General features: G+C 71.9%; 17 protein-coding genes. 8 read left to right on the forward strand and 9 right to left on the reverse strand.

Translation table 11 applies throughout. The features are described from left to right. Positions 1–31: 31 nt before the first annotated feature. Positions 32–244 carry a hypothetical protein gene (locus OO63_RS16995; RefSeq protein WP_030357665.1) on the reverse strand — a complete coding sequence of 71 codons (213 nt, stop codon included), beginning with the start codon at positions 242–244 and terminating at the stop codon, positions 32–34. 85 nt (positions 245–329) lie between these two features. Next, positions 330–1,709, reverse strand: coding sequence for a glycine--tRNA ligase (locus tag OO63_RS17000; protein WP_030357666.1), 1,380 nt, complete (start codon positions 1,707–1,709; stop codon positions 330–332). Between the two features lie 256 nt (positions 1,710–1,965). On the opposite strand from OO63_RS17000, the gene OO63_RS17005 reads away from it, so the two are divergent. The 4 genes from OO63_RS17005 (at position 1,966) to OO63_RS17020 (ending at position 5,261) form a co-directional block, all read left to right on the forward strand. Further along, positions 1,966–3,006 (forward strand): metal ABC transporter substrate-binding protein, encoded by a 1,041-nt coding sequence (locus tag OO63_RS17005; protein WP_030357667.1) that lies wholly within the window; start codon positions 1,966–1,968, stop codon positions 3,004–3,006. Between the two features lie 41 nt (positions 3,007–3,047). After that, positions 3,048–3,836 (forward strand): metal ABC transporter ATP-binding protein, encoded by a 789-nt coding sequence (locus OO63_RS17010; protein WP_030357668.1) that lies wholly within the window; start codon positions 3,048–3,050, stop codon positions 3,834–3,836. A 10-nt stretch (positions 3,837–3,846) separates the two neighbouring features. Then, the gene (locus OO63_RS17015; protein ID WP_030357669.1) at positions 3,847–4,740 is read left to right on the forward strand and encodes a metal ABC transporter permease; all 894 of its coding nucleotides are present in this window, start codon (positions 3,847–3,849) and stop codon (positions 4,738–4,740) included. A 104-nt stretch (positions 4,741–4,844) separates the two neighbouring features. Beyond that, positions 4,845–5,261, forward strand: coding sequence for a Fur family transcriptional regulator (locus OO63_RS17020; protein ID WP_030357670.1), 417 nt, complete (start codon positions 4,845–4,847; stop codon positions 5,259–5,261). An 85-nt stretch (positions 5,262–5,346) separates the two neighbouring features. Here the strand turns inward: OO63_RS17020 and OO63_RS17025 are convergent, their stop codons facing one another. Together OO63_RS17025 and recO are read right to left on the reverse strand one after the other, a co-directional pair. After that, complete coding sequence (locus tag OO63_RS17025; protein WP_030357671.1) at positions 5,347–6,174, reverse strand: isoprenyl transferase; 828 nt, start codon at positions 6,172–6,174, stop codon at positions 5,347–5,349. Positions 6,175–6,239: 65 nt separating this feature from the next. After that, positions 6,240–6,989, reverse strand: a complete 750-nt coding sequence (gene recO, locus OO63_RS17030; protein ID WP_030357672.1) for a DNA repair protein RecO — start codon at positions 6,987–6,989, stop codon at positions 6,240–6,242. Between the two features lie 136 nt (positions 6,990–7,125). Here recO and OO63_RS17035 point away from each other — a divergent pair, with 136 nt between their 5' ends. Beyond that, positions 7,126–7,512: a DUF6247 family protein gene (locus OO63_RS17035; RefSeq protein WP_051810945.1), complete on the forward strand. Its 387-nt coding sequence runs from the start codon at positions 7,126–7,128 to the stop codon at positions 7,510–7,512. Positions 7,513–7,615: 103 nt separating this feature from the next. On the opposite strand, the gene OO63_RS17040 is transcribed toward OO63_RS17035, so the two are convergent. Further along, on the reverse strand, positions 7,616–7,831 hold the full coding sequence (locus tag OO63_RS17040) for a hypothetical protein (RefSeq protein WP_030357674.1): 216 nt from the start codon (positions 7,829–7,831) through the stop codon (positions 7,616–7,618). 265 nt (positions 7,832–8,096) lie between these two features. Between OO63_RS17040 and OO63_RS17045 the strand changes: the two genes are divergently transcribed. Together OO63_RS17045 and OO63_RS17050 are read left to right on the forward strand one after the other, a co-directional pair. After that, the gene (locus tag OO63_RS17045; RefSeq protein ID WP_030357675.1) at positions 8,097–8,939 is read left to right on the forward strand and encodes a helix-turn-helix domain-containing protein; all 843 of its coding nucleotides are present in this window, start codon (positions 8,097–8,099) and stop codon (positions 8,937–8,939) included. After that, positions 8,921–9,145, forward strand: coding sequence for a DUF397 domain-containing protein (locus OO63_RS17050; protein ID WP_030357676.1), 225 nt, complete (start codon positions 8,921–8,923; stop codon positions 9,143–9,145). Before OO63_RS17045 ends, OO63_RS17050 begins: the two co-directional genes overlap by 19 nt. Here the strand turns inward: OO63_RS17050 and OO63_RS17055 are convergent. The 3 genes from OO63_RS17055 to OO63_RS45435 form a co-directional block, all read right to left on the reverse strand. Beyond that, positions 9,105–9,704, reverse strand: coding sequence for a hypothetical protein (locus OO63_RS17055; RefSeq protein WP_169786620.1), 600 nt, complete (start codon positions 9,702–9,704; stop codon positions 9,105–9,107). The genes OO63_RS17050 and OO63_RS17055 overlap by 41 nt on opposite strands. 79 nt (positions 9,705–9,783) lie before the next feature. Continuing rightward, on the reverse strand, positions 9,784–10,740 hold the full coding sequence (locus OO63_RS17060; RefSeq protein WP_030357678.1) for an ornithine cyclodeaminase family protein: 957 nt from the start codon (positions 10,738–10,740) through the stop codon (positions 9,784–9,786). Positions 10,741–10,900: 160 nt separating this feature from the next. Then, positions 10,901–11,281: a hypothetical protein gene (locus OO63_RS45435; protein WP_030357679.1), complete on the reverse strand. Its 381-nt coding sequence runs from the start codon at positions 11,279–11,281 to the stop codon at positions 10,901–10,903. 149 nt (positions 11,282–11,430) lie between these two features. On the opposite strand from OO63_RS45435, the gene OO63_RS41475 reads away from it, so the two are divergent. Then, positions 11,431–15,177 (forward strand): AfsR/SARP family transcriptional regulator, encoded by a 3,747-nt coding sequence (locus OO63_RS41475; protein ID WP_037631237.1) that lies wholly within the window; start codon positions 11,431–11,433, stop codon positions 15,175–15,177. Here OO63_RS41475 and OO63_RS17075 read toward each other — a convergent pair. Continuing rightward, on the reverse strand, positions 15,174–15,749 hold the full coding sequence (locus tag OO63_RS17075) for a TetR/AcrR family transcriptional regulator (RefSeq protein ID WP_030357681.1): 576 nt from the start codon (positions 15,747–15,749) through the stop codon (positions 15,174–15,176). The genes OO63_RS41475 and OO63_RS17075 overlap by 4 nt on opposite strands. Positions 15,750–15,830: the final 81 nt, after the last annotated feature.

The raw sequence follows: 15,830 nt of genomic DNA on the forward strand, positions 1-15,830 counted from the left end.
CCATGTCCCCCGCGCCCCGTCGGGGCGTTTCCTAGGTCGCCGTCCCCGACGGGTCCACCGTCGCCTGGTGTTCCTGGGCCAGGTGTTCCTCCGCCTTGAGCCACGGCAGGAACTGCGCCTTGCGGGTCCAGCCGCAGGTGTCGCAGGTCAACTGCCGTTGTACGCCCGCCTTTTGCACGTGGACGACGTGTTCGCGCCCGTGCTGGTCCCATCTGCTGACCTTGCTCGTGGTCGTCGAAGGCATGGCGCCCAGTGTGCAGCAAAAGCCCCCGGTTCCGTGGCCGGAACCGGGGGCCTTCGTGCCAAGAAAGAGTGAACGTCGCCGGTCGTCAGCAGCCGACGAGGCGCGTCGCCAGGTAGCCCTCGATCTGGTCGAGGGACACCCGCTCCTGCTTCATGGTGTCGCGCTCGCGCACGGTCACCGCGTTGTCCTCAAGGGTGTCGAAGTCGACCGTCACGCAGTACGGCGTGCCGATCTCGTCCTGGCGGCGGTAGCGGCGGCCGATGGCACCCGCGTCGTCGAACTCGATGTTCCAGTTCTGCCGGAGCGCCGTCGCGAGGCCCTTGGCCTTCGGGGACAGCTCCGGGTTGCGGGACAGCGGGAGCACGGCGACCTTCACCGGGGCGATGCGGTGGTCGAAGCGCATGACCGTGCGCTTCTCCAGCTTGCCCTTGGCGTTGGGGGCCTCGTCCTCGACGTAGGAGTCGAGCATGAAGGCGAGCATCGTGCGGCCGACACCGGCGGCGGGCTCGATGACGTACGGAGTCCAGCGCTCGCCGGCCTCCTGGTCGAAGTAGGAGAGGTCCTGGCCGGAGGCCTTGGCGTGCGCCGACAGGTCGTAGTCGGTGCGGTTGGCGACGCCCTCCAGCTCACCCCACTCGGAACCGCCGAACTGGAAGCGGTACTCGATGTCGGCGGTGCGCTTGGAGTAGTGGGAGAGCTTCTCCTTCGGGTGCTCGTACCACCGCATGTTCTCCTCGCGCAGGCCCAGGCCGGTGTACCAGTTCCAGCGCTGCTCCATCCAGTACTCCTGCCACTTCTCGTCCTCGCCCGGCTTGACGAAGAACTCCATCTCCATCTGCTCGAACTCGCGGGTGCGGAAGATGAAGTTGCCGGGCGTGATCTCGTTGCGGAAGGACTTGCCCATCTGGGCGATGCCGAACGGGGGCTTGCGCCGGGAGGTGGTCTGCACCTGGGCGAAGTTGGTGAAGATGCCCTGGGCGGTCTCGGGGCGCAGGTAGGCGACGGAGCCGCTGTCCTGGGTGGGGCCGAGGTGGGTGGAGAGCAGGCCGGAGAACTGCTTGGGCTCGGTGAACTGGCCCTTGGTGCCGCAGTTGGGGCAGTTGATGTCGGCGAGGGACTCCGGGGCGCGGCCCTTCTTCTCCTCGAAGGCCTCCTCCAGGTGGTCCGCGCGGAAGCGCTTGTGGCAGGAGGTGCACTCGGTCAGCGGGTCGGTGAAGGTCGCGACGTGGCCGGAGGCCTGCCAGACGTCGGTGGCCAGGATCACGGACGAGTCGATGCCGACGACGTCTTCCCGCGAGGTGACCATGTAGCGCCACCACTGGCGCTTGAGGTTCTCCTTCAGCTCGACGCCCAGGGGTCCGTAGTCCCAGGCGGCGCGCTGGCCGCCGTAGATCTCACTGCACGGAAAGACGAAGCCTCGGCGCTTGCTCAGGCTGACGATGGTGTCGATCTTGTCGGCGGCCACGGTGCTCTCTTCATTACGACGACGGCGAAGCCACGCTTCGGGGCTGACGAAGCGCATGCCTCAGGAGCGAATGCTTCAGATTACCGGCGGCCGTACCCCTCGGATCAAATCGGTTGTGCTCACGATGGGTTCCGGCCGTGCGGGGCGGGGCGTGGCGGCGGTGGGTGGGTCGTACAGCCATCGCTCAGTGCGAGCAGTTGTGTACAGATCGACACTTTGTTGACAACGGTTTCCAATTTTGTTGAAAATGACTGTCATGAACGTACGACGCCTCATACCCACCGCCGCCCTCGCGACCGCCACGGTCCTGGGTGTCACCGCCCTGTCCGGCTGCTCCTCCGACGCGGCGGACAAGAACAACGAGGGCAAGCTGGACGTGGTGGCGTCGTTCTACCCCATGGAGTTCCTGGCCAAGGAGATCGGCGGCGACGACGTCGAGGTCACGACGCTCACCGAGCCCGGCCAGGAGCCGCACGACCTGGAGATCAGCGCCAAGCAGACGGCGCAGCTGGAGAACGCGGACGCCGCGCTCTTCCTGAAGGGACTGCAGCCCTCCGTCGACGAGGCCATCGGCCAGTCCGGCATCAAGACCAAGATCGACGCCGCCTCGCTGACCAGCCTGGAGAAGCACGGCAACGAGGTCGGCGGGCACGCCGAGGAGCACGACGAGCACGGCAAGGGCGACGAGCACGGCTCCGAGGAGGAGCACGGCCACGAGGGCGAAGAGGGCCACGAGGGCCACGAGGGCCACAGCCACGAGACCCCCGGCGGCAAGGACCCCCACATCTGGCTGGACCCGGTGCGTTACGCCGAGGTCGCCGAGGGCGTCGGCAAGGCGTTCGCGAAGGCCGACCCGGACCACAAGGCCACGTACGAGAAGAACACCGCCGCCCTGGTGAAGAAGCTCAAGGGCCTCGACACGGACTTCAAGAACGGCCTGAAGAACACCGCGTCCAAGGCGAAGGTCTTCATCACCACGCACGCCGCCTTCGGCTACCTCGCCGAGCGCTACGGCCTCACCGAGGAGGCCATCTCCGGCCTGAGCCCGGAGAGCGAGCCGAGTGCGAAGCGCGTCAAGGAACTCCAGAAGATGGCGAAGGCCGACGGCGTCACGACGGTGTTCTACGAGACGCTGGTCAGCGACAAGACCGCGAAGACCCTCGCGAAGGACGCGAAGCTCAAGACGGACGTGCTCGACCCGGTCGAGGGCATCACGGAGAAGTCCAGGGGCGACGATTACATCGAGGTGATGCGCTCCAATCTCGCCGCCCTCCAGAAGTCGCTCGGCGCCAAGTGACCTCCGCCACAAGCCCGTCACCGTCACGGAAGGCATCCGCCATGGCCGACGCCAAGAGTGAGTCCGGCATATCGCCCGTCATATCCCTGCGCGCGGTGACGGCGGAGCTGGGCGGCCGCCCGGTGCTGCGCGGCATCGACCTCACCGTGGCGCGCGGCGAGGTGGTCGCGCTGCTCGGCGCGAACGGCTCCGGCAAGTCCACGGCCGTGCGCACGGTCATCGGGCAGGTCCCGGTCACCGGCGGCGCGGTGGAGATCTTCGGTACGCCCCGGCGGCGCTTCCGGGACTGGGCGCGGGTCGGCTACGTCCCACAGCGCACCACGGCCGCGGGCGGCGTCCCGGCGACGGTCACCGAGGTCGTCACGTCCGGTCGTCTTTCGCGGGCCCGCTTCGGTGTGCTGCGCAAGGCCGACCGGGAGGCCGTGGCGCACGCCCTGGAGCAGGTCGGCATGGCGGACCGCGCCAAGGACTCCGTGAGCGCTCTGTCGGGCGGCCAGCACCAGCGGGTCCTGATCGCCCGCGCCCTGGTCTCCGAGCCCGAACTGCTGATCATGGACGAGCCGATGGCGGGCGTCGACCTGGCCAGCCAGGAGGTCCTCGCGGCCACCCTGCGCCACCAGGTCGAGCAGGGCGCCTCGGTGCTGCTGGTGCTGCACGAGCTGGGCCCCCTGGAGCCGCTGATCGACCGCGCGGTGGTCCTGCGCGACGGCTGCGTGCTGCACGACGGCCCGCCGCCGAAGGCCGTCGGCCAGCACGCGCTGCCCGGCCACGACCACGTCCACCCGCACGACGCCGACGCGGCCCCGGTCCGCACCGGCCTGCTCACCTGAGGACCCGGCGATGGAATTCCTGAACTACGAATTCATGCAGCGGGCGCTGCTCGCCGCCGCCCTCGTCGGCGTCACGGCGCCCGCGGTCGGCATCTATCTGGTGCAGCGCCGCCAGGCCCTCATGGGAGACGGAATCGGCCATGTCGCGATGACGGGTGTCGGCCTCGGCTTCCTGCTCTCCACGTCCCCGGTGTGGATGGCGACGGCGGTCGCGGTGGTCGGAGCTGTCGCGATGGAGCTGATCCGCTGGTACGGCAAGACGCGCGGCGACATCGCCCTCGCGATGCTGTTCTACGGCGGCATGGCGGGCGGTGTGATGCTGATCAATCTGGCGCCGGGCGGCTCGAACGCCAACCTGAGCTCCTACCTCTTCGGCTCCCTCTCGACGGTCTCCGAGGACGACGTGACGGCGATCTGTCTGCTCGCCGCGTTCGTGGTCCTCGTCACGGTCGGTCTGCGCCGCCAGTTGTTCGCGGTGAGCCAGGACGAGGAGTTCGCTCGTGTGACGGGTCTGCCGGTGCGGGCCCTGAACCTCCTCACGGCCGTGACGGCGGCGGTCACGGTCACCGTCGCCATGCGGGTCGTGGGCCTGCTGCTCGTGTCGGCGCTCATGGTGGTGCCGGTGGCGGCGGCGCAGCAGCTGACCCGGAGCTTCGCGGCGACGTTCGCGATCGCGGTGGCCATCGGGATCAGCGTGACGCTGGGTGGCACGGTCACGTCGTACTACCAGGACGTGCCGCCCGGAGCGACGATCGTGCTCCTGACGATCGGGGTGTTCATCGTGCTCACGCTGCTCGCGACGCCCCTCGCGCGTCGGCGGGCGCGGGCGTCCGCGGCGCGCGACACGGCGTGCACGGCGGACGTGCCGGGCGCGCGGGGCACGTCGGACGAGGTCACTGTCTGAGATCACTCTGGTCACCGTCCGGCAGCCACCTGGCACAATGGCCGGGCGAGAGACGACGCACCACGCGAGTGCGGACGAGTGCTGACGAGTGCTGGGAGGCACCTGTGACGACCGCTGCGGGACCCCCCGTACGAGGCCGGTCGACCCGGCAGCGCGCCGCTGTGGCGGCCGCGCTCGACGAGGTGGACGAGTTCCGCAGTGCGCAGGAGCTCCATGACATGCTCAAGCACCGCGGTGACTCCGTGGGCCTGACGACGGTCTACCGCACGCTCCAGTCCCTGGCCGACGCCGGCGAGGTCGACGTGCTGCGCACCAACGAGGGCGAGTCGGTCTACCGCCGCTGCTCGACCGGCGAGCACCACCACCACCTGGTCTGCCGCGTCTGCGGCAAGGCCGTGGAGGTCGAGGGGCCCGCGGTGGAGAAGTGGGCGGAGACGATCGCCGCGGAGCACGGCTTCGTGAATGTGGCGCACACGGTCGAGGTCTTCGGTACGTGTGAGGACTGCGCGGCGCAGGCCTGAACAGGCCGCCCGTGGCGGGCCCGCTTTCCCCACCCGCCCGCCCTTTCAAGGGTGTGGGGGTACTTCGTACCCCCACACCCCCTGATCAGCTGTTCGCGATCTGCTCCTCGTTCGGGATCGCGCCCCCGAAGCGGCGGTCGCGGGAGGCGTACTCCAGGCAGGCGCGCCACAGGTCGCGGCGGTCGAAGTCGGGCCACAGGACGTCCTGGAAGACCATCTCGGCGTAGCTGGACTGCCAGATCAGATAGTTGGACGTGCGCTGCTCGCCGCTCGGGCGCAGGAAGAGGTCCACGTCCGGCATGTCCGGGTAGTACATGTACTTGGCGAAGGTCTTCTCGTTGACCTTGCCCGGGTCGAGCTTGCCCGCCGCCACGTCCCGCGCGATGGCCTGCGCGGCGTCCGCGATCTCCGCACGCCCCCCGTAGTTGACGCAGAAGTACAGCGTCATCGCGTCGTTCTTGACGGTCTGCTCCTGGGCGACCTGGAGTTCCTGGACGACGGACTTCCACATCTTGGGCATACGGCCCACCCAGCGGATCCGGATGCCCAGCTCGTCCATCTCGTCGCGGCGGCGGCGGATGACGTCACGGTTGAAGTTCATGAGGAAGCGGACCTCTTCGGGCGACCGCTTCCAGTTCTCGGTGGAGAAGGCGTACAGGGAGAGGTTCTTGACGCCCATCTCCAGGCAGCCCTTGAGGACGTCGAGGACGACGCCCTCGCCGACCTTGTGGCCCTCGGTGCGCGGCAGGCCGCGGTCCTTGGCCCACCGGCCGTTGCCGTCCATGACGACGGCGACGTGCTTGGGGACAAGCTCGCCGGGGATCTTCGGCGGCCGCGCGCCGGACGGGTGCGGCTCCGGCACCTTGTACTCGCGGCGGCTCCGTCCGAGGATTCCGCGTCGTGCGACTGCCATGAGGGGCTCTCACTCCTAGCTGAGCTTGGTCGGTTCTTCTCTACGTACACGTTCCGCGTGCCGCGTCAGTTCTTCTCCACGTACCGCAGCGAGCGCAGGCCGCGCTCCATGTGCCAGTGCAGGTAGGCCGACACGAGCCCGCTGCCCTCGCGGGCGTGCCGGGCCTCGCAGGAGTCGGCCGTCGCCCAGTCCCCGGTGAGCAGCGCGCCGAGGTGCGTCAGCGTCTCCGCCGACGGCACGACGCTGCCCGGCACCCGGCAGTCGGCGCAAATCGAGCCGCCCGCGGCGACGGAGAAGAAACGGTTGGGGCCGGGCAGGCCGCACTTCGCGCAGTCGTTGAACGTGGGCGCGTAGCCGTTCACGGCGAGGGAGCGCAGCAGGAACGCGTCGAGGACGAGGTGCGGCTCGTGCTCGCCGCGGGCGAGGGTGCGCAGGCCGCCCACCAGCAGCAGATACTGCTGCACCGCGGGCTCGCCCTCATGATCGGTGAACCGCTCCGCCGTCTCCAGCATGGCCGTCCCGGCGGTGTACCGGGCGTAGTCCGTCACAATCCCACTACCGTACGGAGCGATCGTCTCACTCTGCGTGCACAACGGGAGCCCGCGGCCGACCAGTTCGCTGCCCCGCGCGAAGAACTGCACGTCCACGTGCGAGAAGGGCTCCAGGCGCGCCCCGAACTTCGACTTCGTCCGCCGCACCCCACGGGCCACGGCCCGCACGCGTCCGTGCCCGCGCGTGAGCAGCGTGATGATACGGTCCGCCTCACCCAGCTTCTGGGTGCGCAGCACGACACCGTCGTCACGGAACAGGCTCATGGGGCCATTCTCGCGTACGGCGGCAGGCCTACGGCCACGGGTTCCGCGTGGGGGCCGCGAGCCGCGATGCCCGCTCTTGTCCCCCGGCGGCCCGGTAGCGTACGAGAGCCAGCCCCAGCCCGCACCGGAGGCCCCAGTGAGCGTGCCGCCCGACGGCCCGCACGACCCGCTGATCCCGATGCCCGAACTGACGCCTGCCGCGCTGCGCTCGGCGGTGGCCAAGATCGCGCCCAGCCGGGTTCCCGAACTGACCCGGCACCTCTTCGAAGCCACGACGAACGCGCAGCAGACCCAGAGCCTCGCCCCTCTGCGCTCGTTCATCCACTCCTGGGCCGTCTTCGTGGCGATCGAACGGCACCCGCAGCGCGCGGCCCGATTGCGAGAGCTGGAGCGCTTCGTCAGCACCGGTGACGGCGACCCCATGGACGCCGTGACGGAGATCCGCGAGATCTGGGAAACCGCGGAAGTCGACGCGGGGCTTCAGCGAGTGACGGGCCCCATCGGGTCGGTCCGGAACGGGTAGGCAGGCCGCCCGCAGCGCTCGCACCTGGGCACGGCGCCCCCTACGGGCATGCGGACCCTGACCAAAACGGCCGCCCCCTCCGGACCGGGACCCTCGGCAGACGTCAAGGCACCTCCCCCCGGCTCCGCGCGTTCGCGTACGCCGTCGCCGCGCGCAGCCGCTCCGCGCTCGTCGCCGTCCTGAGCGCCTCGGGGGCGCAGTCCCACTCCCGGCCGCCCCCGTACGGGCGCAGCTGTACGTACGGGCCCTCGTGGCCCATCACCCGGCCCACCCGGCCCGACCTCGTGTCCACCGCGTACGTGCCGATCGGCAGCCTCATGCCGTCACCGCCCCGCGGCCGTGCCCGGCCGCTTTCGCCAGAGAAATTCCCGTCCGACCCGGGGCGGCACGCAATTCTTCCACTGTTTCCTCCACCTCTTCGAGACCAGCCGCAGAGTGCCGGTGGCCTGCGGCGTTAATCGCCGTCACGTGGCTCCCCTTTGCTGTCGGATTTCACGCTTCATGTCTCCACGATGACGCGGTCCGCCTACACTCGGCAGGAGTCTGTGCGCTACAAGTGCGCGGCTGAGGAGGGGAGTTCATCCATGGCCAAAGGTGCTCATGGGTCCCGGCAGGCCGCGTGGGAGTTCTTCGGGGCGGAGCTGAAGCGGAGGCGCGAGGAGGCCGCGTTTACGCAGGTGGAGCTGGGTGCGCGGGTTTTTGTCTCCGGCGGCTACATCGGCCAGTTCGAACAGGCTATTCGTAAGCCGCAGTTGGATGTGGCCCAGCGGATTGACGAAGTCTTACGGACTGATGGCCTTTTCGAGCGAATGTGGCGCAAGCTCATCAAGGACCAACCGTTCGAGGCCTACTTCGCTCATGTAGCGGAGCTGGAGCGGCTGGCCACGAAGATTTGCGAGTTCGAGCCGATGCTGGTTCCCGGGCTGCTGCAGACTCCGGAGTACACACGCGCGTTGTACGAGGTGAGCCATCCGTTCGCCGCCCCGGAGTACATCGACGAGCAGATCCAGGCCCGCATGGACCGCGCCCATATCCTGAAGGACGCCGCGCGGCCCGAGTACTGGGTGATCATGCACGAGGCCGCGCTCCGCGTGCCGGTCGGCGACCCCCTCACCATGGCTGCGCAACTCGACCGTCTCCTGCAGATGGTGAGCGAGCACAAGGTGCTGCTCCAGGTGATCCCCTTCGTGGCGGGAGCGCACGCGAGGATGGGCAAGATGATGCGGCTCATGGAGTTCGAGGACGCTCCGCCCGCCGTCTATACAGAAGGCGTGCATTGGGGGAATCTCCTGGACGACCCAGCAGTGGTGAAGCGAGTCCACGGCTCCTACGATCTGCTCAGGGCCGCCGCGTTGCCGCCGGAGGCGTCCCTGAAACTGATCAAGTCGGCGGCGGAGGACCACAGACGATGCGCGAAGCCGACCTGACCAACGCCCAGTGGCGCAAGAGCAGTTACAGCAGCGGCGACGGCGGCGAGAACTGCGTCGAAGTCGCCTCCGGGCTCCCCGGACTGGTCCCCGTCCGCGACAGCAAAACCAGCCCCGACGGCAGCCCCGTCGTCCTCATAGGCGCCCCCGCCTGGACCACCTTCCTCACCGCGCTGCGCGGCGGCGACGCCAGTACGCCCAGGTGACCGCCCCCAGCAAGGGCCCCCACAGCAGCAGCGGAGCGTAACTCACGTACAACGCCGCGGCCTGCCACGGGCCCTGGCGGGTCGGGTAGTCCTCGGCCAGGGGCTCCCCCGTGATCGTCACCCCCGCTGCCTCCGCCACGAACGCGCCCGTCCACAGCACCGTGACCAGCACGGCGCCGATCGCCGCCGGGACGACCGCCGCCATGGTCGGCACGGCCCGCCCCCGCAGGAACGGCACCCAGCGCGGGAAGACCTCGCCCCAGCGAGTGACGAGCCCCACCGCCGTGAAGGCGAACAGCTCGGAGACGAGGGACAGGAGCAGCATGTAGGACCAGCCCGGCAGCCACGCCGGGAGGCTCCCCCGTTCGTCGTGGGTGCTCTCGTCGAGGAACCAGCTGGCGATGCGCCAGACACCGGAGGGCACCGCGGTCAGCGGTACGGCGAGCGCGGCCAGCCACGCCCACTGGGGGACGCCGTCGGCGCGGGCGTGGGCGGCGGCCAAGCAGGCACGCAACCGGCCGGGCGGAGGCGGGAGTTCCATGCGGGTGTCGGTCGTCATGGGACCAGCCTGCGATCACGCACCGCCGCCCGGATCGCCCACCGGGACGAAGCAGCTCCGCCGCGCGGCGGACCCGGGGTCAGCCCAGGAGATCGACGGTGCCGCCGACGCCGCGCCGTTCCGCCTCCCGGAAAGCGAGCCAGGACAGGGCGAGGTCCTGCCAGGGCAGGCCGACGGGCGCGTAGACGGAGCGGACGGTCGAGGTGCCGTCCGCGTGGGCGGCGGGCCGCTCGCCGCGCAGCACCTCGCCGAGGGTCGCGTCGGCGGCCGACGCGGGCAGCCCGGCGGCGGCCAACGCGCCCATGGAGGCGGCGAGTTCACGGTCGTCCACGACGAGGTGGGCGGCCCGCAGCAGGTCCCCGGCCAGCTCCTGCTTGCCGGGCTCGTCGGCGCCGAGGGTGGTGAGGTGCTGGCCGGGGCGGGTGTCGGCAAGGGCGAGGAGGGGGGTGCGGGACCAGGTGGCGAGGAGGACCACGTCGGCGTCGGCGGCGACCTCGGGGGCGGACGCCGAGACCTGGCCGTCGTGGCGGGCGGCGAACTCGGCCGCGCGGTCCGCGTCCGTGTCGTACACGGTGAGCCCCGCGAAGGAACGCAGCGTACGCAGGCCGCGCACCATCAGCTCCGCCTGCGCGCCTGCCCCGATCACACCGAGCACGGCGGCGCCCGCGGGGTCGGGCGCGGCCAGCGCGTGCGTGCCGAGGGCGGCGGCGAGACCCGTGCGCCAGGCGGTGACCGTGGCCGAGTCGAGGAGGGCGAGAAGCTCGCCGTCGGCGCCGCCGTGCAGACAGATCACCCCGCGCAACGCGGGCCGCGCGCCCGGGAACTTGGCGTTGACCTTCACGGTGTACGCGTCCACGCCGGGCAGGAGGCCGGGGATCAACACCGTCGCCGTACCCGGAAACGGCAGGTCCGTGCGCACGCGCTGCCCGGGGACCGACACGTCGTCCGCCGCACGGAAACCGTCCGCGAGGGCGGCTAGGCAGGCGGCGGGGTCGAGGAGGGCGAGGAGGTCGCTGTGGGTGAGCAGGCGCGTCATCCCTTGATCGTGCCACCTTCGCCGCACGCGGCCCCCCGGCCCCGACTCCCGGCCCCGGCCCCCGGCCCCCGGCGCGAAGTGGGGCCGGCGATCCGCTGATGACGCTCCCCCCGGCACGGATCGCCGACCCCGGTCTGGATGCCCCGGATTCCCCCGAGGCCTAGATGTGGGCGACGTACAGATATCCCCGCGCCCACGTCGTCGTCTTCACCCAGTGCGTGCCCTTGGAGCTGACACACCGATGGGTGTAGCGCACGTACTTGCCCTTGGGGACCTTCACCTTGATGCGGGCGTGCTTCGACATCCCCGCCCTGATGGGAGCCTTCCGCTTCGTCTTGCCGTGCTTGGTCCCCACGTACTCGCAGCGGAACGAGGCGGCCGCCGATTCCGCCCCGGCGGCGGGCGCCGACACCGACGCCGTACGCTGGGGCGCCGACGTCTGGTGGTTGTCCGCGAGTGCCGACCCCGCCGGGACCGTGAGCATCGCCGTGGCGACAGCGCTCACAGCGACGGCCCGCAGCGGCTTCCGTGCGTACTTCATCGGCTTCCTTTCGTCTTGTTCCCCCGTGGCTCACCAGTGTTCGCGGGACAGTTGGGCGTCTCGCTGGGTGAATCATTGGGCGATGCACGGGCAGTCGCTCGTACACGGTGATGTGACGGTGGCGTGAACGCGGGGCGGAAGGTGTTCTGTTGGGATCGGACGACAGCGGGGCGGCCGCGGGGCCGTTACGGTTCGCGCTGCTCGGACCCGTGCGGGCCTGGCGGGGCGAGCGGGTGCTTGATCTCGGGGCGCCTCGGCAGCGGTCCGTCGCCGCCGTGCTGCTCCTCGGCAGGGGGCGGCCCGTCGCCCGCGACCAGCTCGTCCGGGCGGTCTGGGGCGAGCCCGCCCCGGCGTACGCGGTCCCGCAGTTGCAGAAGTACGTCTCCGCGCTGCGGCGCGTCCTGGAGCCCGAGCGGAGCCCCAGGTCGCCCTCGGGGGTCCTGAACTGGTCCGCCAGCGGATACGTCCTCGACGTCGGCCCGGACGACATCGACGCGGCCGCCTTCGAGCGCGGGGTCGGCCGGGGCCGCGCCGCACGGGCCCGCGGGGACGCGGAAGGGGCGGCCGAGGAGCTGCGCGCTGCCCTCGCCCTGTGGCACGGCCCGGACGCCCCCGCCCTCTCCGACGTGACGAGCGGCTTCCTGGACACGGAACGCGACCGGCTCGCCGAGCTGCGGGCCGCCGCCCTGGAGGAACGCGTCCAGGCCGACCTCGACCTCGGGCGCCACCAGGAGGTCGTACCCGAACTGATGCGCCTCGTCGGTGACTTCCCGCTGCGCGAGCGGTTCGCGGGACTGCTGATGCTGGCCCTGTACCGGTGCGGGCGGCAGGGCGACGCCCTCGGCGCGTACCGGCGGATGCGGCGCGGGCTGCGCGAGGAGCTGGGCGTGGATCCGGGGGCGGAGGTGCAGGAGCTGCACGGGCGGATCCTGGCGTCGGCGCCGTCGCTGGACCTGGACCTGGACCGGCCGGGGGTGACGGACTCCGCGCACGGGCCGGGAGCGGGGGTACCGGACGGCGACGGGCCGCCGCACCTATCCGTCGCGCGAGCCATCGAAGGGCTGCATCAACTCCCCATGGACATACCGGAGTTCATTGGGAGGGAGGCCGAGCTGCGGGAGCTCGTAGGGGAAACCGCCGACATGGGCACCGGCACCGGCGTCGTCGTCGCCGTCATCGAGGGCATGGCGGGCGTCGGCAAGACCCGCCTCGCCGTCCGCGCCGCCCACCAGCTCGTCGCCCAGGGCCACTTCGCGGACGTCCAGCTGTGGGCCGACCTGAAGGGCTTCTCCCCGGACCGGCCCCCCGCCGACCCCGCCCACGTCCTGGAGGGCTTCCTGCGCCTGCTCGGCGTACCGGGCGACCTCGTCCCCGACCAGGTGGAAGCCCGCGCCGCCCTGTACCGCGACCGGCTCGCGGGCCGCCGCGCCCTGGTGGTCCTCGACGACGCGGCCGACGAGGAGCAGGTGCGGCCCCTGCTGCCCGGCACCGGATCCTGCCTGCTCCTGATCACCAGCCGCCGTGTCCTCGGCGGGCTCGACGGCGCTCGCACCACCCGCCTCGCCCCCTTCAGCCCGAAGGAGGCCGCCGCGCTCATCGACCGCGTCACGGAGCGCGAGCGCCCCGGGGCGGACCCGCCGGACCACCCCGGGGTGAAATCCCCGCAGGTCCCGGGGCCCGACGACGCGCTCCTGCGCGTCGCCGAGCTCTGCGGCCACCTGCCGCTCGCCGTGGCGCTTGCGGGGCGCCGCCTGCGCACCCGCCCCTCCTGGTCCACGACGGACCTGGCCCGGCGCCTGGAGGCCGACGAGGGCAGACTGCGTCAACTCGCTGTCGGCGGACGGACGGTGGGCGCCGCCTTCGCGCTGTCGTACGAGTCGCTGCCCGAGCCCCGGCGCCGGGCCTTCCGCCTCCTCGCCCTGCACCCCGGCACCGACTGCACCCCGGATTCGGCCGCCGCGCTGCTCGGCACGGACCGCGACACGGCCGAGGACCTCCTGGAAGCCCTGCTCGACGAGCACCTGCTGCAGAGCTTCGCGCACGGCCGCTACCGCCACCACGACCTGTTGCGCCTGTACGCGCACGGCCGCACCCACGCCGAGGACTCCGAGGAGTCCCGTACGGCCGCCGTCCTGCGGCTCGCCCGGTGGTACTGCGACGCCGCCGAGGGCGCGCGGCGGCGGCTCGAACCCTGGTGGACACCGGACGGATGCCCGCGCACGGCGGCCCACCCGCGACCGGCGCCGCCGGAATCGGCCGCGGCGGCCCTGGAGTGGCTGGAGCGGGAGCGCGCCAACCTGACGGCCGTGACCGAGGAGACCACGCGCCTCGGCCGGTACGACTGCACCTGGCGGCTCGCCACCGCGGCCCACTCCTTCCTCGGCCTGCACGCGTACGGCACCGACAGCCTCGCGGGCCTGGACCTCGGCCTCGACGCGGCCCGCAGGTCCGGCGACCTCGCCCAACAGGCCCGCGCCGTACGGGACATCGGCCTCGTCCACGACGGCCTCGGCCGCCACGACGAGGCGGCCGAGCACCAGCTGCACGCCCTCGCCCTGTCCGAGGAGGCGGGGGACGCGCGCGGCGTGGCCGAGGCGCGGTGCGGGCTCGGCCGGGCCCACGCGGCACGCGGGCGGTACGGGGAGAGCGGGGAGCAGCACCGCCTCGCACTCGCCGTGTTCCGGGAGACGGGCGACCGGCACGGCGAGGCGCGCTCCCTCGCGGGGCTCGGCCTCGCCGACTGGTTCACGCGCGGCACCCACCACCGCAGCGCGGCCCGGCACCGGCGCGCGTTCGCACTGTTCCAGGAGGTCGGGGACGTAAGCGGACACGCTCTTGAGACCAGCAGGCTCGGCATGGCGCACTGGGTCTTCGGCAACCACGAGGAGTGCGCCGCCCACCACCGCCGCGCCCTCACGCTGTTCGAGGAGGCGGGCGACCGGCGCGGGCAGGCCGTCGCGCGCAGCGGGCTCGCCCTCGCCGAGTGGCATCTGGGGCGGCCGGACGAGGCCGACGCGCACTACCAGCGCGCGCTGGCCGCCTTCCGTGACACCTGCGACCGGCAGGGCGAGGCCATGGTGCTGCAGCGGCTCGGGTACGTGCACTGGGTGACGGGCCGGTACGGCCGGGGCGAGGCCGAGCTGCGCGACGCGCTCGCGCTGTGCGCGGGCACCGGCAACCGCAACACCGAGGCGTGGACGCTGACCTCGCTCGGCCACCTGTGCCTGCGGCTGCGCCGCGACGACGAGGCGAAGGACCTGCTGCGCGACGGCCTCGCCCTGTCCCGCCGCCTCGGCGACCGGCACTGCGAGTCCAGCGGACTGCTCGGCCTCGCCCTGACCGCCCTGAACCAGGGCGACCCGGCCGCCTGCGGGCGCCACGCCCGCGACTCGCTCACCCTCGCCCGGGCGATCGCCAACCCGCACGGGGAGGCCTGGGCGATGATCGGCGTGGGGCTCGCGCTGGTGCACGGGGGCGGCGAGGTCGGCGTCCGGGCAGGGGGCGGCGTCGACCACATCGGCAGCGGTCAGGACGCGGGTGAGGAGTGGTTCCGGCGGGCCGCCGCCGTCGCCGAGCGCGTCCGCGAACCCCACACCGAGTCCATGGCCCGCCACGAGCTGGGCCGCGCCGCCGCGCACCTGGAACGCCCGGCGGAGGCCGAACGGCATCTCCGGGCGGCGCTCGTCCTCCGCCGCCGCATCCAGGACCGGCACGGCGAGGCCGAGACACGCACGGAACTGGCCGCGCTGCTGCGGGACACCGGGCGTCCGGACGCCTCCCGCGCGGAGGAGGAAGCCGCGTCGGCGCTGTACGCCGGGATTCCGCTGCACGACCGGGTGCCGCTCGCCCCCTGGCTCCCCGGCCCGAGGGCGGGCACGGCCTCGGACAGGCCCTAGCCCAGCACCTTCCCCACATACTCCCCGAGCCGCCCCCGGATCTCCTCCCCCGACATCCCCTCCACCGCCACCAAGTGCTCGACCAGGTCCGCCCGTACGGCCGCGAGCAGCACGTGGGAGGCGTAGTCGGCGTCGGGCACCGCGTCCGTCGCCGCGAGGGTGTCCCGCAGGACGCCGTGCCACCAGCCGTAGTGCTCCGCCTCGTACGGGCTGCCGCCGCCCGACTCCTCCAGGGCGACGGACAGATGGCGGTTGCCGAGCTTGAAGACGAGCAGGGCGTCCAGGAGCGCGGGCACCCGGTCGCGGGCGGGGGTGGCGGGGCCGAGCGGCGGCGGCCCCGAATCGACGGCGGCGCGCACCGCCTCGCTGCGGGCCGTGAACACCGCGCGGATCAGGCCGGTGCGGTCGCCGAAGCGGCGGAACAGGGTGCCCTTGCCGACGCCCGCCGCCGCCGCGATCTGGTCCATGGACACGCCGCGCGGGCTGTCGCTGCGCGCGAACAGGCCGTCGGCGGCGGCGAGTACGGCCTCGCGGTTGCGGGCCGCGTCGGCGCGGGCCTTGCGCTCGGTCATGGGGACACCGTCATCTCGCGCGGGGCCTTTCGTGCGGGGACACCTTTACAAAGCGGACCGGCGGTCCGTATCGTCAAACGG

The sequence above is a fragment of the Streptomyces alboflavus genome (assembly GCF_000716675.1).
Lineage (GTDB): Bacteria > Actinomycetota > Actinomycetes > Streptomycetales > Streptomycetaceae > Streptomyces > Streptomyces alboflavus.